Genomic DNA, 24142 nt, shown 5'->3' with positions numbered 1-24142 from the left:
CCGTTGAAGGGAACGCCGGCGCACCGTGCGTGTCGTGGCGAGCCGGCCCGACCCCTACGGCGCGCCGGGCCCCTCCCGCGGTGCGACGGGTCCCTCGACCAGCGTCCCGTGCAGTCCTCGGATGTGCCGTTCGACCAGGTCCGCGGCCTCTGCGCCCCGCCCCTCCCGCACCAGCGCGAGGAGGTCCCGGTGCTCGGCGTTGAGGGCGCGCGCGGTGGCCGGCCAGTCCTCGGCGGCTTCCAGGGCGCGCAGGATCAGCGGCCGCACGGACTCGCGTACGGCGGAGGTGAGCGTGGACGTCAGGGCGTTGCCGGAGCTGCGGGCGATGAGCACGTGGAAGCGGGTGTCCAGATCGTTGAAGCCGCTCACCCCGATTCCCGGCTCCGCCATGCCCGCCACCAGCTCCTGCGCCTCGTCGAGATCCTCCGGCGGTGCGTGACAGGCCGCGGCCTCGACGCTGGACCGCTCCAGGACCACCCGGGCCTCCAGCACGTCCTGGAGGCTGTAGCTGCCGAGGGCGAAGTGCAGGCGGAGCAGCCGGCCCAGGGCATCGTCCGGGTTGCGCACGATCCGGGCCCCCGCGTCGGGCCCCCGGCCGGGCTGGGCCACCAGGACGCCGATGGTCTCCAGCACCCGGAGCGCCTCGCGCAGGGCGGAGCGGCTGACGCCGAGCACCGGAGCCAGTTCCCGTTCGGGGGGCAGCCGGTCGCCGGCCCGGAGCTCTCCGGCGACGACCCGTTCCTCGATGCTGCGGAGCACGAGCTCATGGGTACGGGACTGCCGCACGGGCTGCCATTCGACGGGCATCCGTCACTCCCTGCTTCGTCCGGATCCGGACATGCAGCCTATGTCACACCGAGCATGTGGTCGGACCTCACACAGGTCGGTTCCTCCCCAGTACGCGCGAAGGCCCCGTCCGAAGGTGCGGACGGGGCCTTGCGCCGGCCGGAAGGGGGCCGGTGGGGCGGGTGCATGCGGGCACCGCCGGGAACGGACGGCGGGGGTCAGCGGGCGCTGGGAATGTCCCGCCCGTGCAGGCGTCCGCGCTGCGGATCGAAGAGCTGCGCCGCCGCTCCGGACACGACCAGGCCCGCCGCGATGAGGAGACCGTGGCCCACGGCGATGCCGATGCCCAGTGCGGCGAGCCCGACGGCGAGCCAGAGCCAGGCGTTGCGGCGGCGGTACTCGCGCGGAGTGCGCGGGGTCCCGCCGGACATCGCCTCGGCGAACCCGGGATCGTCGTGGCGCAGCTGCTCCTCGAGGTCACGCAGCCGCTCGTCGTACGTGGGCATGATGTCTCCCTCCCGGTACGGAAACCCTCTCGGCTCCTGAAGCCCCGGCTCCCCGCGGTGCGGCACGGGGCAGGGCCCCCCGGGGCCCTGGACCTCATGGTCGTCGGCGAGGGCCTCCGGGGGCCATCGGGGGCAGCACCCATATCCGGGGGTGCGCACCATGCAGACGGGGCGTGCGTGCGCAGCGGCGATAGTGGAGGCTGGCACCGCGCCCGCACGACCCGATCCCCGAAGGAGCCGTTCGCCCTTGTCCCTGTTCTGGCGGATCTTCCTGCTCAACGCGGCCGTGCTGGTCGCGGCCGGCGCCCTGCTGCTGCTCGGGCCGATCACCATCTCCACCCCGGTCCTGCTGACCGAGGCCATGATCCTGACCGGCGGCATCGCCTTCATGCTCGCGGCCAACGCGGCCCTGCTCCGGCTCGGCCTCTTCCCGCTCCAGCGGGTCACCCGCGCGATGACGACCACCGATCTGCTGCGTCCGAGCCCGCGCCCCGAGGTGGCGGGGCACGGTGAGATCGCCGCGCTGATCGAGACGTTCAACACGATGCTGGACCGGCTGGAGGCCGAGCGCGCCACCAGCAGCGCCCGCGCGCTCTCCGCCCAGGAGGCCGAGCGCCGCCGCGTGGCCCAGGAGCTGCACGACGAGGTCGGGCAGACCCTGACCGCGGTTCTGCTGGAGCTCAAACGGGTCGCCGACCACGCCCCGGAGCCGCTGCGCGGAGAGTTGCGGCAGGTCCAGGAGATCACCCGGGGGTCGCTCGACGAGATCCGCCGGATCGCGCGCCGGCTGCGGCCCGGGGTGCTGGAGGAACTGGGACTGGTGAGCGCGTTGGCGGCGCTGATCACCGAGACCCCGACGCCGGACGGCCTGACGATCCGCCGCCGGACGGAAAAGGACCTGCCGGAGCTGGGCGCCGAGGCCGAGCTGGTCGTCTACCGGATCGCGCAGGAAGCCCTCACGAACACGGTCCGGCACGCCCGCGCCACCCGGCTCGAACTCTCCCTGCGCCGCGGCCCCGGTGGGGTGGAGCTGCTCATCCGCGACGACGGCCGCGGTCTCGGGGACGCCCCCGAGGGGGCCGGCCTGCGCGGGATGCGCGAGCGCGCTCTGCTGATCGGCGCCGAGGTGTTCTTCGGTCCCGGCCCGTGGGGCGGCACCGAAGTCCGTCTCGATGTGCCCGTCCCGAACGGAAGCAAGTGACCATGCCCACCTCACCCTCCATCGCCACGCCCGCCCCGGGTCCCGCCGCTCCGACCCGCATCCTGCTGGCGGACGACCACGCCCTCGTGCGGCGCGGCGTCCGGCTGATTCTCGACGGGGAACCGGACCTGACGGTCGTCGCCGAGGCCGGCGACGGCGCCGAGGCCATCGAGATGGCCCGCAGCGAACGCCCCGACCTGGCCATTCTCGACATCGCGATGCCCCGCCTGACCGGCCTCCAGGCGGCGCGCGAGCTGTCCCGGGTCCTGCCGGGTCTGCGCATCCTGATGCTCACGATGTACGACAACGAGCAGTATTTCTTCGAGGCGTTGAAGGCGGGGGCGGCCGGGTACGTCCTCAAGTCGGTCGCGGACCGGGACCTCGTCGAGGCCTGCCGGGCGGCGATGCGCGACGAGCCGTTCCTCTACCCGGGCGCGGTGACCGCGCTCATCCGCAACTTCCTCGACCGGGCCAAGGACGGCGAGGACCTGCCGGCGCGGGCCATCACCGAGCGCGAGGAGGAGATCCTCAAGCTGGTCGCCGAGGGCCACTCCTCGAAGGAGATCGCCGAGCTGCTCGTCATCAGCGTCAAGACAGTGGAGCGGCACCGGGCCAACCTGCTCCAGAAGCTCGGCCTGCGCGACCGTCTGGAGCTGACCCGCTACGCGATCCGCGCCGGGCTGATCGAGCCCTGAGCCCAGGCGAGGCGGACGGGCGGGCGTTCACCGGCCCGCGGGCGCGGGCAGTTCATGTGATTCTCACCCGGTCCGCATAAGGTGCCTCCGTGACCCAGATGACCCCGCCCGGCTGGCATCCAGACCCCGGGCACTCAGGCAATGGCCCCGCTCAGGAACGCTGGTGGGACGGAGCGCAGTGGACCGGCCATGTCCGCGCGTCGCCCGGCGCGGCGCGCCGTCGCGGCATCCGTATCGGCGTCGGCGTGACGGTCGGCGTGGTGGTGCTCGCCGCTATCGGGGGTGGCGTGTATCTGCTGGGCGAGGACGGCGACGGCCGGCCGGACACCGCGGCCTCCTCGCCCTCCGCCGTCCCCGACCCGCCGGGCGCGCCGGGGGGCGACGGGAAGGACGGCGAGAAGCGCGGCGAGGGCGACGGCGGGGAGAACGGCGACGGCCAGGGGCCCGACCAGCAGCTCCCGCCGACCGAGCCGGGCTTCGCCACGGACCTGGCCTCCGGGATCAGCCTTCCGGTGCCCAAGGAGTGGAAGGGAACGTCCGGGGCGGTCGGTGCCGGACTGACGACGGGTGAGCACCCCTGCCCCGGCGACACCGCCGAGACCTGTGTGCGCGGCGGGGTGTTCTCGGCCCCTGCTGCTGCCATGAAGCTCACCGCGGGGACGGCGGAGGAAGCGGCGAAGAAGGACATCTCCCTCAACGCCACGGAGTCCTACGGGGGAAAGAGCTACGGGAAGGTCACCTCGCACGAGGAGCTGAAGTCCGAGGCCGTCACGGTGGCGGGCGGCAAGGGCTATGTCGTGCGCTGGAAGGTGGTGACGGAGAAGGGCGACGACGGCTACGTCGAATCGCTGGTGTTCCCCTCCCCCGCCTCCAAGGACATGCTCGTCGTGGTCCGGTCCGGGTTCGACATCAACAAGGACGCGCCGAAGCTGTCCGTCCTGGACGAGATCACCCGCGGGATCAAGGCCGCGTCCGGCGCCGGAGGGGGCGCCGGCGGCGCGGTCTGAGCCGCACAACACAGCTCAGCACAGCACAGCACAGCACAGCACAGCACCAGGCAGCACAGCACGAACGTCGGGCCCGGACCGGAGTCGGTCCGGGCCCGACGCTCAGCCCGTGATCGTTGCCGGGTCGCTGACCCCGACGGCCCCCGTCTCGACATGGCCGGCGAAGCGGCGCAGGAAGACCGGGTCGCCCTCGGCCGTGACGGACACGTCGTACCAGCGCTTGCCCGCCCGCAGGTCCACGGTGCGCGACACCGTGGCGCCGGGCCGGACGGTGACCGTCTGCTCCGCTCCCCCGTAGGCGTCGGCGCTGGCGAGCGTGAGGCGGGCCTCGGTGTCACCGGGGTTGGTGAGGGTCAGGTCGAGTTGGCCGCTCCCGTCGTTGTGGCGGGCGGTGACCTCGGGGCCGACCGTGGAACCCGGGCTCCGGAACGTACGCAGGAAGCCGTTGGGGCCGTGAACGGTGAGGTCGTGGGCGCCGCCGGAGTAGGCGGAGTTCCAGGCGTCGGCGATCGTCCTGCCCGCCTCGGCGGTGTACGTCCACGGGGCGTCGGTCCGGTTCGCCGAGGTCACGTAGAACTGCGCGCCGACCGCCGTCCCCGGGCTGAAGGTGAGCGCGATCTTCCCGGTGCCCGCGTCGACGGCGCCGTCGACGTACGGGGCGTACGGGAGCGGCCGGGCGGGGCGGCTGCCCGGTTCCTGCTTCGGCAGCGATCCGACGGCGGGCGGGGTGGGCCGGTAGTCGGGGTGCCGCTCGCGGTCCGGGGGCTCGTAGGCGGAGGTGTCCGGCAGGTCGCCGGGGGCCGGCTCGGTCCGGGCGAAGTCGAAGGCGGAGGTCAGGTCGCCGCAGACGGCCCGCCGCCAGGGCGAGATGTTCGGCTCGCGCACCCCGAAGCGCTGTTCCATGAACCGGAGCACCGAGGTGTGGTCGAAGGTTTCGGAGCAGACATAGCCGCCGGTGCTCCAGGGCGAGACGACCAGCATTGGGACGCGCGGCCCGAGTCCGTAGACACCGGGGCCGTACGAGGAGCCGCCCGCGTACACCTCGGTCGAGGTGTCGGCCGTGGACAGGCCCCGGTCGGCGGAGGTCGGCGGGTGGGGCGGCACGACGTGGTCGAAGAAGCCGTCGTTCTCGTCGTAGGTGATGAACAGGGCGGTCCGGCTCCACACCTCGGGGTCGGACGTCAGCGCGTCCAGCAGCCGCGCGATGTACCAGGCGCCGTAGTTCGAGGGGAAGTTGGAGTGCTCGGTGAAGGCCTCCGGCGCGGCCACCCAGGAGATCTGCGGCAGTGTTCCGGCCCGGACGTCGGCGGCGATCCCGTCGAAGTAGCCGTCGCCGCCGGCCACGTTCGTACCGGTGCGCGCCTTGTCGTACAGCGGGTCCCCGGGCTGGGCGTTGCGGTACTTGTCGAAGTAGAGCAGCGAGTTGTCGCCGTAGTTCCCCCGGTAGGCGTCGTCGATCCAGCCCCAGCCGCCGGGGCCGTCCAGGCCGTCGCCGATGTCCTGGTAGATCTTCCAGGAGACCCCGGACTCCTCCAGCCGTTCGGGGTACGTCGTCCAGCCGTAGCCGCGCTCCTCGTTGCCGAGGACGGGCCCGCCGCCGGTGCCGTCGTTGCCGGTGTGCCCCGACCAGAGGTAGTAGCGGTTGGGGTCGGTGGCCCCGATGAACGAGCAGTGATAGGCGTCGCACACGGTGAAGCGGTCGGCGAGCGCGTAGTGGAAGGGGATGTCGTCCCGCGTCAGATGGGCCATCGTCGTCGGCGTCTTGGCCGGGATCCAACGGTCGTAACGCCCGTCGTTGTACGCCTGGTGGCCGCCCGCCCAGTCGTGGTTGAGGCCCTGGAGGAACTGCATCCCCAGGTCGTCGGCGGTCGGGTGGAAGGGCAGGGTCTCCTTGCCCGCCGCATCGGCCTGGTGCCAGACGGGCTTCCCGCTCGGCAGCGTCACGGGCCGCGGGTCCCCGAACCCCCGCACGCCCTTCAGCGCGCCGAAGTAGTGGTCGAAGGAACGGTTCTCCTGCATCAGGACGACGATGTGCTCGACATCCTGGATCGTCCCGGAGACGCGATGGGCGGGGATGGCGGCGGCGCGGTCGATGCTGCCCGACAGAGCGGCGAATCCCGCGGTGGCACCGGCGATCTGGAAGAAGCGGCGCCGATTCATATCAGCCATGAGTGAGGGGCCTCTTGGAGAGTCGGAAACAGAAGCGAACAGGATGTTCCAAGAGAATCGAACAGAACGGAAGAGGTCGTGACGGATCGGTTAACGCCGGACGTACGCCGGGCACGGGCGCGCCGGCCGCGGTGGAGCTCGGGCCGGTCGCACAGGCCGTGACCGAGCATCACGGCGGTTCAGGGCAGCGCCACGACGCACCCGGCGTAGGACAGGCCCGCGCCGTAGCCGAGCAGCAGCGCCGTGTCGCCGCTCCTGGCATCACCGGAACCGAGCACCGCCTCCATGGCCAGCGGAATCGACGCACCCGAGGTGTTCCCGTTGTGGACGATATCCTTGCTGACGGTCACCTCCGGAGGGAAACCGATGCGGGACGCCATGGCGTCGATGACGCGGACATTGGCCTGGTGGGGGATGAAGACATCCAGGTCCTCGACCCCGAGGCCGGCCGCACGGACCGCTCGCAGCGCCACCTCGGGCATCTCGTAGACGGCCCACCGGAAGACGCTCCGGCCCTCCTGGCGCAGCGAGGGGAACGCGGCGTCGGAGGCGCCCCTGAGGGCGGTCCACGGTTCCGTCTGGCTGATGACGTCCGCCTGGGAGCCGTCCGCGCCCCAGACCACCGGGCCGATTCCGGGAGTCTCCGAAGGGCCGACGACCACGGCCCCCGCGCCGTCGCCGAAGATGAAGGCGGTCGAGCGGTCGTGGAGGTTCAGCAGGTCGGTCATGCGTTCCGCGCCCACCACCAGGACGTGGCCACCGCGGGCCCGGACGGCGTCGGCGGCGAGCGCCACGCCGTGCACGAAGCCCGCGCACCCCGCCGAGACGTCGAACGCCGCCGCGCGGGTGGCGCCCGTGCGGTGAGCGATCCGCGCGGCGACGGCCGGGGTCTGCATCAGATGGGTGAACGTGGCCACGATGACGCAGTCGATCTGCGCGGGGTCGGTCCCGGCCGCTGCCATGGCCTTGTCCGCCGCCTCGCTGCCCATCGCCTCCAGGGTCTCGTCCGGCTCGGCCCACCGGCGGGTCACGATGCCGGTCCGCCGGCGTATCCATTCGTCCGTGGAGTCGATGAACCGGCAGACCTCGTCATTGCCCACAACGCGCCGGGGCCGGTAGGCGCCCACCCCGAGAATGCGAGCGTGGCGTACCCCGACCGGGGTGGCGATCTCTGGTTTCACGGCACCTTCCAAAGGATCGGTGTACGGGACCGGCGCTGCGGCGCGGCGTGATCAGACTCTCCGCCACTCCGGCACCCAGGCCCCCTCCTGTACCTCGTAGTCGCTGAACAGTGCCGGGGCCTCCGCGCGCATCAGTTCCCCGACCTTGTGGAAGACCAGGCGGATCTCCTCCTCGGCGCCCGGTGCGGTCCGCGACTCGATCGTGTGCCGCAGCGTCCGGATGTTCGCGGTCCAGACGAGGCTCGTCCCCACCCCCTCCGGGGCGAAGCGCCTCATGAACGAGGTCTTGTGCTTCTTCTCCCCGAAGGCGACGCCCTCGTCGTCCAGCCCGAAATGGTCGGCCATCCAGGACTGGAACCGTTCGAGCTCCGTGAGCACCTCGCTCGCCCGCTCCATGAGCTCCGCGTCCTCCTGGGCCCAGTCGGGCAGCCAGAACGGGATCTCCTGGAGCCGGACGAAGCGCAGCGACTCCTGGGAGACCGCGGTGCCGACCCGGTGCCGGACCAGCTCATGGGTGAGGACCCGGCTCACGTCCTTGAGGACGAACGTGAAGTTGACGTGCTCCAGGACCGAGCCGTGGGCGCTCGACAGGATGTTGCGCAGATAGACCGCCTGGTCGGTGCGGACGCGCTTCACGTTGGGGTTGAGTCCGGGTTCCCACGACCGATAGCACATGCGGCCCGCGACCTCGGCCAGGGTCTGCGCGTCGTTGAGATCGCCGTCGAGCCGGCCCTGGTCGAGCCGGGCCAGCCACTCCTCACCTCCGATCTCCTGGAGGTAGGAGGAGATCTCCTCGAGGTCGAGGGCGGGCCTGGCGATCACGGAGACCTCGGGTTCCACCGATTTCATGGTGCTGTGCTGCCTTTCGCCGCGTACGGATGTCCCTGGGCACGGGAGAGGGTCCGCGTCACCTCCAGACGCGTGGGGGCGCGGAACGAGACCAGTTCGAGGAAGGGCGGGCGCTCCGGCGTGGCGAGCCGCAGGTCCGGGAAGCGCGCCGCCGCCGCGCTCAGCACCACCCGGCCTTCGACCCGTGCGAGCTCCGCGCCCGGACAGCGGTGCCGGCCGAGGCCGAACCCGAGGTGCCCGCGTCCGTCCTTGCGCATCGGGCAGATCTGCTCCGGCTCCTCGTAGGCCTCGGGGTCGGTGCCCGCGCTGGTGAACATGAGGAGGAGTTCGGCCCCCTCCGGGAGTTCGACGCCGCCCAGTGCGGTGGCCCGGCTCGTGACCCGACGCCAGGCCGTCAGGGACGGCTCCCGGCGCAGGGTCTCCTCGGTCCACCCCTCGGCCAGGCCGGGGTCCTCGCCCAGCGCGCGCCACCGGCCGTCGCGCTCCAGGGCGCGGTAGGCCGCCGTGCTGATCATCTGGGAGGTCGTCACATGACCGGCGACCATCAGGTTGGAACAGACGGCGACGGCGACCTCCGGGGACACCGGGGACCCGTCGGGCATCCGGACCCGTGCGAGGGCGCCGGCCAGGGAGTCGTCCGTGTCGCGGCGCGTGGCCAGGTCGCGGAGCCAGGTGTAGAAATCGGCTACCTGGAGGGCCAGTTCCCGCTGCCGGTCCTTGTCCGTACGTCCCCAGAACAGGGTGATGAACGCGTCCGTCCAGTCGGCGACCGTCTCGATGTCCACGCGCGCGTCCCCGGGGACGCCCAGCATCTCGAGCATGACCCGGACCGGGATCCTGCGCGCCGGGCCCTGGGCGAAGTCGTGGCGCCCGGTGGTGGCGAGCTCGGCCGCCATGAGGTCGAGTTCCTCATGGGTGACCCGCTCGATCATCGGCAGGGCGGCGCGCACCTGCTGGGCGCTGAACAGTTTGAGCACGGCCCCGCGCAGCACCGGGTGGGTGTCCCCGCTGTTGTTGAACAGCGCGGGCGGCAGGGTCTTGAACCCCGCCCTGTCCAGGATCCGCAGCGCCGGCAGCCGCAGCGGCACAACCGAGCCGAGCGCGTTGTCGTTGCGGTAGGTGGCCGGTTCCAGGAGCACCTGGCGGATGTCCTCGTCCCGGCTGACCAGCCACAGTTTCGTGGCCGGGTCGTAGTGGACCGGCGCCGAGCGGCGCAGGTGGGCGTAGGCCGGGAACGGGTCGGCGGTGAACTCCTGCGAGAAGAGGTCGACTTCGGGTACGGCGTGCGCGGCCGCGGGAGCGGCGGCGGACGTTTCGATGGTCATCTCGGCGCCTCTGGTCAGACCTTGGCCGCGGCGCCCACGAGGGGCAGCGCGCCATCGGTCACCAGGGTGCTCAGGGCCTGCCGCCGGACCTTCCACGTGGAGGTCATGGGGATCGCGTTCCAGCGGCAGTGCAGCGGTGCGGCCATCGTGGGCAGATCGGCCACCGCGCGCTCCCAGGCCCTGAGGTCGAGGGGCTCGTCGTCGTGGGTCGAGACGACCGGGATGGGACGCCCCTTCTCGTCGCCCACCAGGACCATCTCCGTCAGCTGCGGCAGCCGCTCCATCAGCGTGTCCTCGACCCGCAGGCTGCTGGCCACGCCGTCGATGTGGTCGATCTCCCGGTCCAGCAGGTGCACACAGCCCCACTTGCTGCGGTAGCCCAGGTCGCCCATGCGCCACCAGCCACCGGCGAAGCGCTCGGCGAACTGCTCGGCCCCGCCGATGATGCCCAGGCTGTGGCCCTGGGTGCGGACGAGGATGGGGCCGATCTTCTGGGGCCCCGGGGCGTCCGCCAGCGGTTCGCCGATCTTCACCTCGGTGATGCCCCGGAAGGTGTGCCCCAGGCAGCGGCCGTCGGCGGTCTCGACCAGCTTGCGGGTGTAGGGGCGCAGACAGATCGGGCCGGTCTCGGACTGCCCGTACCCCTGGATGTACACCGGCATTCTGCGCTTGCTCGCGCCGAGCAGGATGCGCATCGTCCGCGGGTGCATGGCGTCGAAGGTGTTGATGAAGTAGCGGATGCTGGAGAGCGGGCCGCGCGGGTCGTCGGCCAGCTTCTCCCACTGGATGAAGCAGTTGGGGTGCGCCTCCAGCAGGCCGGGCCGGGTCTCGCTGAAGAGGTCGGCGACCTTCTTGGGATCCGGGTCGGTGAGCACCACGGTGTGCTGACCGCGGGAGATGACGATGTAGAGCAGGGGCCACATCCGGGCGTGCACCAGGGAGACGCAGACGGCGCGGGTCTCCTTGGCTCGCATGATCTTGGCGGTCTTCAGCTGGGGCTTGAGGTGCCACCACAGGCTGCTGGCGGACTGCTGCACGAGCTTGGGCAGGCCCGTGGTGCCGGAGGTGTGGGTCACCAGGCTCGGGGCGTCGGCCTCCGCGCGCACCGGCGCCCGCAGCGGCGCACCGGCGAACTCCTCCAGGCGGGTGTGGCCCTCGGCCGCACCGCTGATCAGCAGCACCCGGCTCGCCGCCCCGGACAGGTCGACGCCCTCCAGGGCGCCGCCCAGGGTGTCGGCGTCGGTGAGGAGCAGCGGCGGCTCGTCGAACTTGGCGAGCAGCTGCGCCACCACGTCACCGTCCAGCCGCGGCGAGAGCAGCACGGGCACCGCTCCGGACCGTGCCAGCGCGCAGGCGGTGAGCACCAGGTCGAAGGTGTTGGAGGCGAAGAGCACGACGTGTTCGCCGGCCCGGACGTCCGCCGCGGTGAGGCGCGCGGATATCTCGGCCACGTGGTCGGCGAGCCGACGGAAGGTGATCCTGGTCCCGGACTCGGGGAACATGCGCAGCGTGTGGTCGAGGGTCATGTGGCTGTTCGGGTGCTGCTCGGCACCCATGTCGAACAGCTCGCCGATGCGAAGGGCCTCACTGGATCGTACGGACATGGCGGCGTCTCCAAACGGTACGGTCGGGCGGGATGATCGGGGATGGCGGGCCGGGCAGGCGGCAGTTTGACGACAGGTCCTAGGGCAGCGCTCGGGCCGGGAGGGGCGCCGACGGCCGAGCCTCATCGACGGGCTTCTTCGCGGGTATGACGACCTGGACCGCCTGCGCCGTGCAGACCTTCAGGCCGTCGTCGGTGGTGAACACCGTGTCCACCCAGACGCGCCGGCCCTCGCTCCGTACGACGGCCGACTCGGTACGGACGCGGCCGCCGGTCACCGGCAGCAGGAAACGCAGGGTCAGTTCCCGGGTGGCCAGCCACTGGCCTTCTTCGAGAACGGTATACATGCAGATCCCGGAGAAGCTGTCCGCGACGGCTGCCAGGTACCCGCCGAACACTCCGCCGGGTCCCACCACGACCGGGTCCACGTCCCAGCTGCCCCAGACCCGGCCGTCCGCCCATCCATCGGGGCGGGGCAGCCGAAGGGCCTCGGCGAAGGCAGGGGGGCCGGCTTCGCCGGCGACGATCCTGTCCAGGAGCCGGTGGTAGCTGCGCATGAGACGTCCTTACATCAGGTGCGGGCAACTGCCCAGGTCAGTACGGATCGTGAGGAGCGCACGCCACCGGATTCGAAGCGGACTCCGCGCACGGTGAAGCGCCCTGTGAGCGGGAACCCCTCAAGGAGGCCCACCGGGCACTCGACCTCCTTCAGGCCACGGACGCCCACCCCCAGCGCGCAGAGCGCCTTGTACAGCGACTCCTTCAGGGAGAACAGCGCGCCCAGCCGGTGGACGGCGTCGCCCGGCCCGCACTCCAGCCAGCCGCGCTCGCCCTCCGTGCAGACGAGCCGGGCCGCGGCCAGCGGCAGTGCGTCCACGCGTTCGATGTCCACCCCGACCGCGCGGATCCGCGGGCCCGCGGCGGCGAGGCACACCGCCGTGCCGTCACGATGGCTGATCGAGCCGGTGACGCCGTCGGGGAACCGCGGCAGCCTGCCGTCGGCGAGTACGGGGCCCGGTGCACCCAGCCGGGTCAGGCAGCGTGCGGCCGCCACCCTGCCCAGCCGGAAGTCGTCCCGGCGCGCGGCGGGCAGGGCCGTCATCAACCGGTGCTCCGCCGCATGGAGGGCAGGGGGTGCGCCCTCGTCGTCCCGGACCAACCCGATGACCGTTCCCTCGGGCGGTCCGCCACCTGCCGCGACGGCCGCCGCCATGACCGTCCCCGCCACCACCGTCGCGTTCCCGGAGGCTACGCCGCGTCCTGCGCGGAACCGGCCGACGGGCCGGCCGCACGCAGGAGGGCGTCGATGCTCGCGATCGTGGTGACCGAGGCGATCTCGTGGTCGTCGAGCGCCCTGCCGATGCTCTCCTCCAGGCGCATCACCGCCAGGACGATCTCACCCGAGTTCAACCCCGCTTCCCGCAGGTCCTCGTCGTCCGCCAGGGAGTCGAGGATCGCGGGCGCGGATATGCACTGGGCCAGGAATTCGCGGCCGTTCATGAAGGGATCTCCTTGAGTGGGTTGACCAGCACCACGTTGCGCGTCGGGGCCGGTGACTGCCGGTGGGTGTGACGTACGGTCTCCAGATCCGCGGGGCAGTCGCAGGGGACCAGGCGGTTGGGCACCGAGCCGAGGCAGAACTCGACGAACTCCTCCGAGGCCCCCTGCCGGAGGCCGAGCAGCGCGAAGACCGGGTCGATGACCTTCCACTCCCCGTCCTCGCGGACCTCCACCCAGGAGTGGTCGCTGCCGAGGATGCCCATCAGGTAGCCCTTGCGGCTGCGGGCCTCCAGACCGGCGTCGGTGAAGACCCGCTCCAGGTGGAGGCTGACGCTGATGCAGTTCGCCGTGCCGTTCGCACGGGCCGCCGCCGGGTCGTTGCGCAGGGCCGGCGGCATCGCCTGGTAGTACATGCGGCCGGTGCGCATCTCGTCGAGCGAGGCGTGGAAGGCGTCGCGCACCAGCTGGTCGCGGACCTTCCGTACGGCGCCGACGGTCCGCACGGTGGCGCTGAACTCCGCCAGCGGCGGGTACCCGTCGACGCTGGCGCCACGGGAGTCCACGGCGCCGTCGGTCACGGTCCGCTCGTCCCAGGAGCGCCCCGCGAAGTCCTCGGCGGCCAGTGGCGCGAACTCCCAGGGCTCTTGGCAGTCCGTGACGTCGGGGCAAGCGCCCAGGTTCCGTATCGCCCAGGCCCGATCGTCGATCCACTCAGCCGGTCGGGACACCGCGAAGCGGAAGAGATAGCGCTGCACCAGCTCCAGCACCGAGCCGCCCGATCCGGAGGCCGCGGCCACGTTCCGGATGTCGCTGTCGTCGAACAGCACCCGGTCGCCCTCGGTACGGTGCCGCAGTCCCGCCCGCATCAGCTGATCGAGGACGTCCGGCGAACACCGCATGACGGCCAGGGCGCTGTCGCGCTCGGTGTCGTAGCGCACATAGCGGTCGGGGGTGGGCACGATCCGGTGCAGTGCGTCGATCCACCCGGCCGTGCCCCGTGGCCCGGCGACGACCGGGGCCCCCGTTCTTCGGGTCACGGCCCGGACTCCGCCGCGGTCTCGTCCGCGGCCCGCCCGCCCCGCAGGACCTGGACCAGATCGTCCACGGTATCGATGGAGAACAGCGCGTCATCGTCGAGGGAGACGCCGTGGACCTCCTCCAGCGCGCTGACGATCCGCAGAAGCTTCACGGACTCCATGCCGGGCAGCAGGGAGAGTTCGTCATCCCCCGCCACGGAGTCGGCCTCGATGCCCAGTTCGGCCACGAGAGCCTGACGGACCGACGCCTCGACGTCGACCGGAACAGTCGTCCCCACCTTCGTGCTCCTTTCGGTTCTTCGTTCCGCGGATGTGGTCACGCCTGGCCCCCGGCCCCCGTGGCACCGTCGCCGACGAGCTCGCCGAGAGACGAACGCAGCCTGTTGCGCTGGACCTTGCCACTGCTCGTCTGGGGCAGGAAACGTGCCGGGGCGAGGTAGACCGTGACCTGGTGGAGCCCCATCCGGGAGCGGATCTGCCGGTGGCACTCGGCCACGAGCGCGGCACACTCCTCCTCGGTCTCCAGGGCGGTCTCCACCACGAGCGCCATATGGTCCTCTTCGGGCACGGCGGCGCACCGCTTGCGGAACACTCCGGGGAGGTCACGGATGACCGCCTCGGTGTCCTCCGCGTAGTAGTTGACGCCCCGGACGATGATCATGTCCTTCTTGCGCCCGAAGATGAACAGGTCGCCGTCCGCGATCACGCCCATGTCGCCGGTGCGGCACCAGCCGTCCGCCGAGCGCTCCTCCCCGGGCTCCCTGCGGTAGTACCCCTGCATCACGGGAGGGCCCGAGATCTCGATCTCGCCCGGCCGGCCCTCGGGCAGCGGTCCCTCGTCCCCGCAGATCCGGACGTCGACGCCGGGCACCGGACGGCCCACCGCGACGAGTGCGCGGGCACCCGGCCCCTCGGCCGTGGGGACGAAGTGCCCGTCGGCGAGGGCCTCGCGGTCGACCCAGCGCACCACGGGCTCGCGGCCCAGCGGCGGGAAGGTCACCGTGAGCGTCGCCTCCGCCATGCCGTACACCGGGCACATGGACTGGGGCCGGAAGCCCCAGGGGCGGAAGATCTTCTCGAACTCCGCGAGGGAGTGCGCGTTCACCGGCTCGGCGCCGTTGCACCAGACCCGCCACTTCGACAGGTCGGCCTGCTCCGGGGGTGTCTCGTCCTCCTTGACGGCCTCGACCAGCGCGTCGACGAAGAAGTTGGGCGCGGCCGTGTGGGTGCACCCCTCGGCGGCGAACCGGCGCAGCCAGTCCAGGGGGCGCCTGATGCCGCCCCGCGGCCGCCACAACACCACGTCGGCTCCCGCGGACAGCGCGGTCAACAGGCAGAACATGCCCATGTCGTGGAAGAGCGGCACCCACAGGCCCCAGCGGTCCTCGCTGGTCGTGCCGGAGGGGGTGGCCAGGGCGTACAACCCGGCGATGATGTTGGCCTGGGTGAGCGCCACTCCCTTCGGCCGGGACGTGCTGCCGGAGGTGTACTGGATGTACGCCAGCTGTTCGGGAGCACCGGCCCCGGGGGGTACCGCGCCGGTGTCCGGCGTCGCGTGCAGGGTGTCGGCCGACACGACGGCGACCTCGGGCAGTGCGGCGTCCAGGGCGCGCCGTACCCGCGCCAGGTCCGGGTCCACCACGAGGATGCGGACGTCCGCGTCCTCGAGGATGGCGCGGACGTACTCGACGTACCCGTCCACACCTCGGTACCCGAAGGGCAGGGCGATGGACAGGGGCACCGTGTGGGCGTACTGGGCGCCGAAGAGCACCCTGAGGAAGCCGCTGCCGTTCTGCATGATGAAGGCGATGCGGTCTCCCGGGGCGGCGCCCTGGGCTATCAGGCCGCCCGCGGTCACCCGGGATTCAGCCAGCAGGTCGGCGAGGGAGAGTCTGCGGTCCTCCTCCACGAAGGTGAGCGAGGAGAGCTCGCCTCTGCTCTCCATTAACTGCAGTACCGTTTCGGTCATGTCGAGAAGTCCGTTCTGGCCGCAGGGGTCCGCGGCTCGGGTTCACGGCTTGGGTTCACGGCTTGGATTCACTGCTCGGGTTCACGGCTTGGGGGCGGGCGCGGGGCGCGGCAGGAACTTGACGCCGAGCGCGACCAGGGCGACGGCTGCCGCGAGCACGAAGGTGCTGAGCGCGTAGGCCATCCGGTAGTCGTGGCGCTTGGCTTCCACGACCTGCGTCTTCACGGTGGTGTCGGATCCGGTGACCAGCGCGTGGCACGGTCCGGCCGAGGTCTCGCCGCCGTCGCCCTGAGCGACCACGCAGGCCGAGAACGCCTCGGTCAGCCGATCCGCCTGGTCGGCGCCGGCGCTCGCCGAGACGGCGGCGCGCACCGTGTCGGACCGCTGCTCCGCCGAGTTCTCGCCGGCGCTCGCGAGAGTGCCGAAGAACACGGCGCCCACCAGCGCCACGCCCAGGACCGCGCCGACCTGTTGGCCGGTGCTCAGCGTGCCGGACGCGGAACCGGCGTCCGAGCTGCGCACCGAACCCAGAACCACTCCGAGGAGGGGGGCGAGGGCGATGCCGAGGCCGAAGCCGGCGACCGTGAAGGAGGGCACGAAGTGCCAGCCCTGGAGTCCGTTTCCGACCAGCAGCGTGGTGGCGCCCACCACGGCGACTCCGGTCGCCCAGATCAGTGCGCCCACGGTGACGGCCACGCGCCCACTCGTCTTCTTGGCGAAGGGAGCTGAGGAGTAGTAGCCGATCATCGAGCCGATCGCGAAGGGGCTCATGATCGCCGCGACGGCCAACGCGCTGTACCCATAGGCGAACTGGAGCATCAGCGACTGGTAGAGGAAGAACGACGCGATGGCGGAGTAGGCCAGGACGTACATCACCAGGCCCACGGTGAAGGCCCGGTCACGCCACAGGGACGGAGGCACCAGAGCCGACTGCGTCTCCCGGTGCACCTTGGAGCAGCGGAGGTGGAAGGCGCCGAACAGCGGGATGGAGAGGACCATCAGGGCGAAGGACCACCAGGGCCAGTCGCGCTCGTGGCCCTCGATCAGCGGGTAGATGAGGCAGGCGAGCGCGGCGGTGACCAGCAGGACCGACGGAAGGTCGAGCTTGCGGGCCTGTTCCGAACGCGACTCGGGCAGATACCGCATCGCGGCCAGCACGCCGAGCAGCCCGATGGGGAGGTTCAGCAGGAACGCCGGCCGCCAGCTGCTGCCGAAGAGGTCCAGTTCGATGAGGACGCCGGAGATCATCGGGCCGGCGATGGTGGCACCGCTGATGACCATGCCCAGGGCGGCGAACGCCTTGGGGCGGCGCTCGAGGGGAACCACGACCTGGATGACGGCGAGGGTCTGCGGGTACATGAGGGCGGCCGTCGCGCCCTGGAGCGCCCGCGCCGCGATGAGCATGGGGGCGGTGGTCGCGAATCCGCACGCGGCCGAGGTGATCACGAAGCCGACGAGGCCGATCACGAACAGCCGCCTGCGGCCGTACAGGTCGCCGAGCCGGCCTCCGGTGACCAGCAGCACCGCGTAGGTGAGCTGGTAGACGGCGACCACCCACTGGGTCTGGGCGAAGCTGGCGCCCAGATCGCTCTGCAGGACGGGTGCCGCCACATTCACGATGGATGTGTCAGCGAGGACGAGGAACGCCGCTACCAGAACGATGGCAACAGCGAGACCCGGAGATCGGGGCTTGATTGAATCTGTATTCAGCGGGGCGGTCGCACTGCTGGCCATGGCACCCTTCTGCCTGTATTTCGAATAGTGCATGCCGAAGGTGCCCACTTGCGAGGGGCGCGCGATTATGCGACGAAGCGCCCAACGCCGGAGACACCCCGGGGAAGAGAGAGTTGAGAAATGAAGGTATCTGGGTTCAGTTCGCTGCGATCCACTTGCGGGTGACGTCCACCACGTGCGGCGCACCATTTTCCAGACGCTTGGCCAGATCCTCAATGGTCTGTGCGGCCAAGGTCTTTCGCCAGGCCATTTCGGCCTTCGACATCTCGATCTGAACGATGCACGGAAGATTCATGTTGCTCAGGCCGGAATCGGCGATCACACCGCTTTTCCGGATCTCTGCGCACTGGAAGAGCTCGGCTCGGCCCTCCACAGCCGCGACGATGTCCATCAGCGTGATCTCGGCGCTGGGGCGCGCCAGCGAGAAGCCGCCTCGCACCCCTGGAGCGGAACGCAGAATTCCGTACCTCACGAGAGCCTGGAGCTGCTTCGTGAGGTAGGGCTTCGGCAGTCCGTGGAACTCCGCCAGCGCGCCGGACTGCATCGATACCCCGGGGGGTGCGCACGCAAGCGTGAGGCACACATGGACTGTCCACTCAACCGTCGACGACATCTTCACGACACTCAAGATAGCAGTTGTCCTGGTTCCCGCCCAGGGTCGCCCGGTCGCCAACTGCCCCCGGACCGGGGGATCCTCGCACCACTTCGCCGACCAGAACGCCACATATAGCCATTCGCGCGACCCCGGCAAGCGAGCGCGGAAGCACCAGAATTGGCCAGAACGGAGCCGTTCATCACCCCGGCGTGATCCGGTCACCAACGGCGCGTGAAGCGACGGATCCTCAAGCCACCGCGAGGCCGGAACGCGGCCTGAAGTCATTCGCACTGCCCCGGCAAAGGCGCGTTGAAGCATCAGAATTAGCCAAAACCGAGCCGCGATCCAAATCTATCTTCGATCACCAGAAGATCTGGACGTGAAGGATTCCGCTTAGCGTGCGACACATTTACCCAAAGGGCAATAGCCCGGTCGGCGGTTCAACACGATGCGGCCACTGAACTCTTGACTCGAGAAAATTGCGTCCCGTAGGGTCCGGATCTGCGCTGCGGTTACTCCAGGAGATATGGCCAACACCCCTACTCCACCGCAGAGTTATGTACCCCACCCCATCCAAAGTGCACCCACGGCGCCGACGTCGTTCCAGGGTTCACCAGGCATGACTGGAGTTCATCTCGCATGGCAACCGAGGGAGTTACGCAAGGCCCCCGCGCATACCGCGCGATGACCGAGGAGGAGCGGCGCGCCCAGTCCGAGCAGACCGACGGCGAGCCGGTCCTGGACTTCAGCGTGGGCCGTGTCAACGAGAACAGCACCCCGTACATCGACTACCACAGCGTGGACGTACTGCTGAGCCTGCAGCACCCGCGCACCGAAGAGCCGGCGGAGCTGACCTTCTACATCACGGGCCAGGTCCAGGAACTGCTGTTCAAGCTGCTGTTCACCGAGATCAACCGGGTCCGTGACCTGCTGTTCGACGACAGGATCGACGATGCCCTGCGCTACCTCCGCAGGATCGAGCGCGTCCAGCACGTGCTCATCTCCTGCTGGGAACCGGTCAGCACCCTGACTCCCAAGGAGTTCGCCAACTTCAGGGACGAGCTGGGGGCCGCGTCGGGCTTCCAGTCGTACATGTACCGGCAGTTGGAGTTCTCCCTCGGCAACAAGACCCGTCGCCTGGCCGAGGCGTACCGGGCCGTTCCATGGCTGTACGAGCAGGTCACATCGGTTCTGGAAGCGCCGAGCCTGTACGACGCGACGCTGTCCCTGCTGCACCGCAGGGGACGCGTTCCCGAGAAGTGCGTCCCCGTGGAGTACGCCGAACCGTACGAGCCGAACCTGCTCGTGGAAGAGGCGTGGGGCGCCATCTACCGGTCCCCCGAGGAGGACCCCCAGCTCCACGCGCTCGCCGAGGCCCTCTCCGAGCTGAACTACCAGTACTCCCGCTGGCGCACCACGCACCTGCTGACCGTCGAACGGATCATGGGCCACAAACCCGGAACGGGCGGCACGCTGGGCGTGGAATGGCTCCGTCGGGTGGCCGAGCACCGCTTCTTCCCCGAACTGTGGTCCGTACGAACGGAGTTCTGATGCCGAAGGAAGGCAGAACGGACACGCTCGTCTACGGGGCCTACGACCAGGAGTCGCTGGACCGGCAGTACTCCCCCAGCTCCCGCGTCGCCGACATCACGGTGTTCCTGGACGCGTACGCGGCGCTCAGCAAGCGGACCAGGGACGAGCTCACGGTCCGTACGGGAATCCCGTACGGCGCCGAGGCGTGCGAGACGCTGGACTTCTTCCCCGCCGCCGAGCCCGATGCTCCCCTGCTCGTGTTCGTCCACGGTGGCTACTGGCAGGAGCTGAGCAAGGACGAGTCGTCCTTCCCGGCGCGCGGGACCGTGCCGGCGGGCGCCGCCTTCGCCGCCCTCGACTACGGTCTGGCGCCCGCGTACCGGCTTCCGGACATCGTCGCCCAGGTGCGCCGTGGGCTGGAGTGGCTGGTCGTGCACGCCGCCGAACTGGGCGTGGACAAGCGGCGCATCATCCTGAGCGGCAGCTCCGCGGGCGCCCATCTGGTGCTCATGGCCCTGCTGGACGACTGGCGACCGGGCGGCGCTCACCCTGCCGACGCCTTCGCCGGCGCCGTCCTGCTGAGCGGGGTCTACGACCTGGAACCGCTCAGACTCACCTACGTCAACGAACCGCTCGGTCTCACTGCGCGGACCGCGCGTCCGATGAGCCCGCTCCACCGGCTGCCCGACCGCCTCCCGCCGCTCGTGGTGGCCCGCGGCGGAGCCGAGACCGACGAGTTCCGCCGTCAGCACGACGACCTGGTGTCGGCGGTGGCCGCGCGCTCGCCCGAGGTCCGGGACCTGGTCGTCTCCCACCGCAACCACTTCGACATCACCTTCGATCTCGACGATCCCGCCACGGCTCTCGGTGCGGCCGTATTCCGTCGGCTGGGCCTGACGGCTGCGTGATCACGCGCCTTCTTCCGCACCACTCCCTGCAACCGATCATTTTGGGGTTCACACAGTCATGACCACTGACAACCGGATCAAGAGCATTGTCGTGCTCGGAGGCGGCACCGCGGGATGGATGTCCGCCGCCTACCTGGGGCGCGCGCTGGGCGATACCGTGAAGATCACGGTGCTGGAGGCGCCGGCGATTCCCAGAATCGGCGTCGGCGAGGCCACCATCGCCAACCTCCAGAAGGTGTTCTTCGACTTCCTCGGACTGAGCGAGGAGGAGTGGATGCCGGAGTGCAACGCCAGCTTCAAGATGGGCATCCGCTTCGTCAACTGGCGGACGCCCGGCGCGGGTGAGTCCGAGAGCCGCCCGTTCGGCAAGGACAAGGACCGCTTCGACCACCTCTTCGGACTCCTGCCGGAGCACGACAACCTGCCGCTCTCGCACTACTGGACGCACAAGCGGCTCAACGGGCTGACCGATGAGCCCTTCGACCGCGCCTGCTACCCGCAGCCGGCGGTCTTCGACCAGAAGCTCTCCCCGCGCTACCTCGACGGGACCAAGTGGGCCAGCTACGCCTGGCACTTCGACGCCAACCTGGTCGCCAACTTCCTGCGGCGCTTCTCCACCGAGCAGCAGGGCGCCGTCCACATCGAGGACAAGTTCGTCAGCGCGGAGATCGACCAGCGCGGCCACATCACCTCCATCAGGACCGAGGGCGGTCTCACCCTGGAGGCCGACCTCTTCGTCGACTGCTCCGGCTTCCGCAGCCTGCTCATCAACCAGACGATGAAGGAACCGTTCCTGGACATGAGCGACCACCTGCTCAACGACCGCGCGGTCGCCACGCAGGTGCCCCACGACGACGAGGCCAACGGCATCGAGCCGTTCACCTCGTCGATCGCGATGTCGTCCGGCTGGACCTGGAAGATCCCCATGCTCGGCCGCTTCGGCACCGGCTACGTCTACTCCAGCCGGTTCGCCACACAGGACGAGGCCACCGAGGAGTTCTGCCGCATGTGGGGCCTCGACCCCGAGAAGCAGCCCCTCAACCACGTCAAGTTCCGTGTCGGCCGCAACCGCCGCGCCTGGGTCAAGAACTGCGTCGGCATCGGTCTGGCCTCGTGCTTCCTGGAGCCGCTCGAGTCCACCGGCATCTACTTCGTCTACGCGGCCCTCTTCCAGCTGGTGAAGAACTTCCCCGACAAGCGCTTCGACCCCGCCCTGACCAACCGGTTCAACGGCGAGATCGAGACGATGTTCGACGACACGCGGGACTTCGTCCAGGCCCACTTCAGCTTCGCCCCGCGCAACGACACGCCGTTCTGGCGCGCCTGCAAGGAACTGGAGCTCGCCGAGGGCTTCAAGGAGAAGGTCGCGCTCTACAAGTCCGGCCTCGGGGTGAACCTGCCGATCACGGACGAGAGCAACTACTACGGCAACTTCGAGGCGGAGTTCCGCAACTTCTGGAGCAACGCGAACTACTACTGCATGTTCTCGGGCCTCGACTTCCTGCCCGATCACTCCCTGCCCGCGCTGGCCCACCGCCCCGAGTCGATCGCCACCGTCGAGGCCGCGTTCGCCGAGGTCAAGAAGCGCGAGGGTGAGCTGTTGCGGACCCTGCCCAGCACCTACGACTACCTGCGTCAGCTGCACGGCAAGTAGTCCACCGCCCGTCCGGGCCCTCCACGGCCCGGACGGGCGGCCCCTCTCCCGACACCGACAGGAACCCCGTGACAGCCCCAGAACTACTGCTTCGAGCCGCCCATCTGCTCGCGGTCCTCTGTGCTGCGGTGCTGGTCGTGCGCGCGGGCCGGCTGGCGGCTCGCACCACGCGTCAGCCCGAGGTGATCGGCGAGATCGTGGCGGGCCTGCTGATCGGCCCCGCCCTCATCCGGCTGCTCGGACCCGAGACCTTCGAGACCCTCCTGCCCGACGCCGTCCTCGACCACCTCAAGACGATCGCCGAGGTCGGCCTCGTCCTGTTCATGGTCGGGCTGGCCGGCCATCTCCGCCTGGGCCCCGCCGGGGCCAGGTCCAAGCGCACCTGGTGGCTCATCGCCGGATCGTTCCTGCCCGCGCTCGCGGCAGGGCTGCTGCTGGCGGGCTGGGTGCTGCTCACCGACGACCAGGCCGCCCGCGGCAGCGCCCCGCTGGCCTCCTTCCTGCTCGTGGTCGCGGTGTCCATGTCCATCACCGCGGTTCCCGTGCTGGCCCGGATCCTCGACGACCGGGGGCTCGCGGACACCGACACGGGCCGCACCGCGCTCCTCGCCGCGATCGTGATCGACTGCGTGGCGTGGCTGCTGCTGCCCGTGGCGGTCGGCCTGCGCTCCGGCGACATCAGCGGCTTCCTGCGGGCGGCCGGGGTCCTCGCCGCGGGCACGCTCGTGGCGTTGGCGGTGCGCGCCCTGCTCGCGACCCGCTTCAGCACCCGTGCGTGCACCCGGTTCCCCAGGGCGGCCGCGCTCCTGGTCGCGCTGTTCGCCGTCGCCCTGGCCTTCACGATGAAGGAGCACGGCATGACGGCGATCGTGGGAGCCGTGCTCGCCGGGCTGGCCGTCCCCACCCGGTCCGGTCAGGCGTGGCAGCGCCCGGTGGCGAGCGTGACCAAGGTCGGGCACGCGCTGGTGCCCGTCTTCTTCGTGGTCAGCGGCGTCACCGTGCTGACCGAGGCGCTGGGATCCGCGTCGGTCGTCCTGATCGCGCTCACCGTCCTGCTCGGCACCGCAGGCAAGGCGCTGGGCGGGTACGCCGGTGCGCGCCTGGGCCGGTACGGGCGCTTCGACTCCCTGCGGATCGGGACGCTGATGAACACCCGCGGACTCACCGAGCTGATCGTGCTCCAGATCGGCTACAGCACCGGGATTCTGACCAGCACCCTCTACCTCGCCCTCCTCGTCATGGCGCTGGCCACCACCGCCATGACCGGGCCCGCCCTGCTGGCCATCGACCGCGCCGAACACCGCCGCCTGCCGGACACGGTTGCGGCCCCCGGGCTCGCACCAGCGAGAGGAAACGTTCCGTGACCGACCTGTCGACCATCTCCCCCAAGCCCGTGGCGGCCGAGGACTTCCGCACCCTGATGTCCGAGTTCCCCACCGGGGTCTCCGTCGTCACCACGCGCGACCGCCAGGGGCGGCCGTGGGGCATGACCTGTTCCTCGCTGTGCAGCCTCAGCGTGTCACCGCCGACGGTCCTGGCCTGCCTGCGCGCGGAGAGTCCCACGCTCGCCGCCCTGCTGGAGAGCGGGGCCTTCGCCGTGAACCTGCTGCACGGACAGGCGGAGTCCGCCGCCGCCCTGTTCAGCTCCGGGGACTCCGACCGGTTCGACCGGGTGCCGTGGTCGCCCGGCGGGGGCGGGCCCCACCTCGTCCAGCAGGCGCACGCCGTCGCGGACTGCCGGGTCACCAGGACCGCCGACGGAGGCACCCACGTCATCGTGTTCGGCGAGGTCTTCGGCGTCACCACCGCGCCGGACCTCCGGCCCCTGCTCTACGGACGGCGGCGCTACTGCAGCTGGCCCGAGGACTGACCCCTCACCGCGTTCCCGGC

At 70.6% G+C, this 24142-nt stretch carries 23 protein-coding genes; 8 read left to right on the top strand and 15 right to left on the bottom strand.

What is annotated here, in order from left to right; translation table 11 throughout:
• Positions 1-54: 54 nt before the first annotated feature.
• The gene (locus ACH4UK_RS15980; RefSeq protein WP_398356687.1) at positions 55-807 is read right to left on the bottom strand and encodes a FadR/GntR family transcriptional regulator; all 753 of its coding nucleotides are present in this window, start codon (positions 805-807) and stop codon (positions 55-57) included.
• A gap of 197 nt (positions 808-1004) precedes the next feature.
• The gene (locus ACH4UK_RS15975; RefSeq protein ID WP_398356685.1) at positions 1005-1292 is read right to left on the bottom strand and encodes a DUF3040 domain-containing protein; all 288 of its coding nucleotides are present in this window, start codon (positions 1290-1292) and stop codon (positions 1005-1007) included.
• 247 nt (positions 1293-1539) lie between these two features.
• On the opposite strand from ACH4UK_RS15975, the gene ACH4UK_RS15970 reads away from it, so the two are divergent.
• The 3 genes from ACH4UK_RS15970 to ACH4UK_RS15960 all read left to right on the top strand — a co-directional run bounded on the left by ACH4UK_RS15970 (position 1540) and on the right by ACH4UK_RS15960 (position 4195).
• Positions 1540-2493: a HAMP domain-containing sensor histidine kinase gene (locus ACH4UK_RS15970; protein ID WP_398356683.1), complete on the top strand. Its 954-nt coding sequence runs from the start codon at positions 1540-1542 to the stop codon at positions 2491-2493.
• A 2-nt stretch (positions 2494-2495) separates the two neighbouring features.
• Positions 2496-3188, top strand: coding sequence for a response regulator (locus tag ACH4UK_RS15965; RefSeq protein WP_398356680.1), 693 nt, complete (start codon positions 2496-2498; stop codon positions 3186-3188).
• Between the two features lie 98 nt (positions 3189-3286).
• Positions 3287-4195, top strand: a complete 909-nt coding sequence (locus ACH4UK_RS15960) for a DUF2510 domain-containing protein (RefSeq protein ID WP_398356995.1) — start codon at positions 3287-3289, stop codon at positions 4193-4195.
• A gap of 102 nt (positions 4196-4297) precedes the next feature.
• Here the strand turns inward: ACH4UK_RS15960 and ACH4UK_RS15955 are convergent, their stop codons facing one another.
• The 13 genes from ACH4UK_RS15955 to ACH4UK_RS15895 form a co-directional block, all read right to left on the bottom strand.
• Positions 4298-6364 carry a phosphocholine-specific phospholipase C gene (locus ACH4UK_RS15955; protein ID WP_398356678.1) on the bottom strand — a complete coding sequence of 689 codons (2067 nt, stop codon included), beginning with the start codon at positions 6362-6364 and terminating at the stop codon, positions 4298-4300.
• Positions 6365-6543: 179 nt separating this feature from the next.
• Positions 6544-7545: a beta-ketoacyl-ACP synthase III gene (locus ACH4UK_RS15950; RefSeq protein WP_398356676.1), complete on the bottom strand. Its 1002-nt coding sequence runs from the start codon at positions 7543-7545 to the stop codon at positions 6544-6546.
• A gap of 51 nt (positions 7546-7596) precedes the next feature.
• Positions 7597-8394, bottom strand: coding sequence for an FAD-dependent thymidylate synthase (thyX, locus tag ACH4UK_RS15945; protein WP_398356674.1), 798 nt, complete (start codon positions 8392-8394; stop codon positions 7597-7599).
• Positions 8391-9719 (bottom strand): cytochrome P450, encoded by a 1329-nt coding sequence (locus ACH4UK_RS15940; RefSeq protein WP_398356672.1) that lies wholly within the window; start codon positions 9717-9719, stop codon positions 8391-8393. Before ACH4UK_RS15940 ends, thyX begins: the two co-directional genes overlap by 4 nt.
• 14 nt (positions 9720-9733) lie before the next feature.
• Entirely contained in the window at positions 9734-11323 is a 1590-nt protein-coding gene (locus ACH4UK_RS15935; protein ID WP_398356670.1) for a class I adenylate-forming enzyme family protein, read from the bottom strand.
• Between the two features lie 79 nt (positions 11324-11402).
• On the bottom strand, positions 11403-11879 hold the full coding sequence (locus ACH4UK_RS15930; RefSeq protein ID WP_398356668.1) for a PaaI family thioesterase: 477 nt from the start codon (positions 11877-11879) through the stop codon (positions 11403-11405).
• Between the two features lie 14 nt (positions 11880-11893).
• Entirely contained in the window at positions 11894-12553 is a 660-nt protein-coding gene (locus ACH4UK_RS15925) for a 4'-phosphopantetheinyl transferase (protein ID WP_398356666.1), read from the bottom strand.
• Between the two features lie 17 nt (positions 12554-12570).
• Positions 12571-12822 (bottom strand): phosphopantetheine-binding protein, encoded by a 252-nt coding sequence (locus ACH4UK_RS15920; RefSeq protein ID WP_398356664.1) that lies wholly within the window; start codon positions 12820-12822, stop codon positions 12571-12573.
• A complete protein-coding gene (locus ACH4UK_RS15915; RefSeq protein ID WP_398356662.1) occupies positions 12819-13859 on the bottom strand; it encodes a hypothetical protein in 1041 nt (346 codons plus the stop codon). The genes ACH4UK_RS15920 and ACH4UK_RS15915 overlap by 4 nt, the downstream gene beginning before the upstream one ends.
• On the bottom strand, positions 13856-14137 hold the full coding sequence (locus tag ACH4UK_RS15910; protein WP_398356661.1) for an acyl carrier protein: 282 nt from the start codon (positions 14135-14137) through the stop codon (positions 13856-13858). The genes ACH4UK_RS15915 and ACH4UK_RS15910 overlap by 4 nt, the downstream gene beginning before the upstream one ends.
• A 38-nt stretch (positions 14138-14175) precedes the next feature.
• Complete coding sequence (locus ACH4UK_RS15905) at positions 14176-15828, bottom strand: AMP-binding protein (protein ID WP_398356659.1); 1653 nt, start codon at positions 15826-15828, stop codon at positions 14176-14178.
• An 81-nt stretch (positions 15829-15909) separates the two neighbouring features.
• Complete coding sequence (locus ACH4UK_RS15900) at positions 15910-17562, bottom strand: MFS transporter (RefSeq protein ID WP_398356658.1); 1653 nt, start codon at positions 17560-17562, stop codon at positions 15910-15912.
• 136 nt (positions 17563-17698) lie between these two features.
• A complete protein-coding gene (locus ACH4UK_RS15895) occupies positions 17699-18175 on the bottom strand; it encodes an RrF2 family transcriptional regulator (protein WP_398356994.1) in 477 nt (158 codons plus the stop codon).
• Positions 18176-18841: 666 nt separating this feature from the next.
• On the opposite strand from ACH4UK_RS15895, the gene ACH4UK_RS15890 reads away from it, so the two are divergent.
• The 5 genes from ACH4UK_RS15890 (at position 18842) to ACH4UK_RS15870 (ending at position 24122) form a co-directional block, all read left to right on the top strand.
• Positions 18842-19708 carry a tryptophan 2,3-dioxygenase gene (locus tag ACH4UK_RS15890; RefSeq protein ID WP_398356656.1) on the top strand — a complete coding sequence of 289 codons (867 nt, stop codon included), beginning with the start codon at positions 18842-18844 and terminating at the stop codon, positions 19706-19708.
• Positions 19708-20598, top strand: coding sequence for an alpha/beta hydrolase (locus ACH4UK_RS15885; RefSeq protein ID WP_398356654.1), 891 nt, complete (start codon positions 19708-19710; stop codon positions 20596-20598). The genes ACH4UK_RS15890 and ACH4UK_RS15885 overlap by 1 nt, the downstream gene beginning before the upstream one ends.
• 58 nt (positions 20599-20656) lie before the next feature.
• Positions 20657-22252: a tryptophan halogenase family protein gene (locus tag ACH4UK_RS15880; RefSeq protein WP_398356652.1), complete on the top strand. Its 1596-nt coding sequence runs from the start codon at positions 20657-20659 to the stop codon at positions 22250-22252.
• Positions 22253-22320: 68 nt separating this feature from the next.
• Positions 22321-23616: a cation:proton antiporter gene (locus tag ACH4UK_RS15875; protein WP_398356650.1), complete on the top strand. Its 1296-nt coding sequence runs from the start codon at positions 22321-22323 to the stop codon at positions 23614-23616.
• The gene (locus ACH4UK_RS15870) at positions 23613-24122 is read left to right on the top strand and encodes a flavin reductase family protein (protein WP_398356648.1); all 510 of its coding nucleotides are present in this window, start codon (positions 23613-23615) and stop codon (positions 24120-24122) included. The genes ACH4UK_RS15875 and ACH4UK_RS15870 overlap by 4 nt, the downstream gene beginning before the upstream one ends.
• Positions 24123-24142 lie beyond the last annotated feature (20 nt).

It is taken from the genome of Streptomyces sp. NPDC020884, assembly GCF_044333935.1.
In the GTDB taxonomy this organism is placed as follows: Bacteria; Actinomycetota; Actinomycetes; order Streptomycetales; family Streptomycetaceae; genus Streptomyces.
Note: the sequence above shows the minus strand (reverse complement) of the source record. Positions and strands in the feature narration are given on the sequence as shown.

Coding starts and splice junctions, on each gene's coding strand:
- ACH4UK_RS15975 (WP_398356685.1), bottom strand. CDS start 1,292: ATGCCCACGTACGACGAGCGGCTGCGTGACCTCGAGGAGCAGCTGCGC.
- ACH4UK_RS15980 (WP_398356687.1), bottom strand. CDS start 807: ATGCCCGTCGAATGGCAGCCCGTGCGGCAGTCCCGTACCCATGAGCTC.
- ACH4UK_RS15955 (WP_398356678.1), bottom strand. CDS start 6,364: ATGGCTGATATGAATCGGCGCCGCTTCTTCCAGATCGCCGGTGCCACC.
- ACH4UK_RS15890 (WP_398356656.1), top strand. CDS start 18,842: ATGACCGAGGAGGAGCGGCGCGCCCAGTCCGAGCAGACCGACGGCGAG.
- ACH4UK_RS15880 (WP_398356652.1), top strand. CDS start 20,657: ATGACCACTGACAACCGGATCAAGAGCATTGTCGTGCTCGGAGGCGGC.
- thyX (WP_398356674.1), bottom strand. CDS start 8,394: ATGAAATCGGTGGAACCCGAGGTCTCCGTGATCGCCAGGCCCGCCCTC.
- ACH4UK_RS15920 (WP_398356664.1), bottom strand. CDS start 12,822: ATGAACGGCCGCGAATTCCTGGCCCAGTGCATATCCGCGCCCGCGATC.
- ACH4UK_RS15940 (WP_398356672.1), bottom strand. CDS start 9,719: ATGACCATCGAAACGTCCGCCGCCGCTCCCGCGGCCGCGCACGCCGTA.
- ACH4UK_RS15935 (WP_398356670.1), bottom strand. CDS start 11,323: ATGTCCGTACGATCCAGTGAGGCCCTTCGCATCGGCGAGCTGTTCGAC.
- ACH4UK_RS15900 (WP_398356658.1), bottom strand. CDS start 17,562: ATGGCCAGCAGTGCGACCGCCCCGCTGAATACAGATTCAATCAAGCCC.
- ACH4UK_RS15895 (WP_398356994.1), bottom strand. CDS start 18,175: ATGTCGTCGACGGTTGAGTGGACAGTCCATGTGTGCCTCACGCTTGCG.
- ACH4UK_RS15885 (WP_398356654.1), top strand. CDS start 19,708: ATGCCGAAGGAAGGCAGAACGGACACGCTCGTCTACGGGGCCTACGAC.
- ACH4UK_RS15930 (WP_398356668.1), bottom strand. CDS start 11,879: ATGCGCAGCTACCACCGGCTCCTGGACAGGATCGTCGCCGGCGAAGCC.
- ACH4UK_RS15905 (WP_398356659.1), bottom strand. CDS start 15,828: ATGACCGAAACGGTACTGCAGTTAATGGAGAGCAGAGGCGAGCTCTCC.
- ACH4UK_RS15965 (WP_398356680.1), top strand. CDS start 2,496: ATGCCCACCTCACCCTCCATCGCCACGCCCGCCCCGGGTCCCGCCGCT.
- ACH4UK_RS15960 (WP_398356995.1), top strand. CDS start 3,287: ATGACCCCGCCCGGCTGGCATCCAGACCCCGGGCACTCAGGCAATGGC.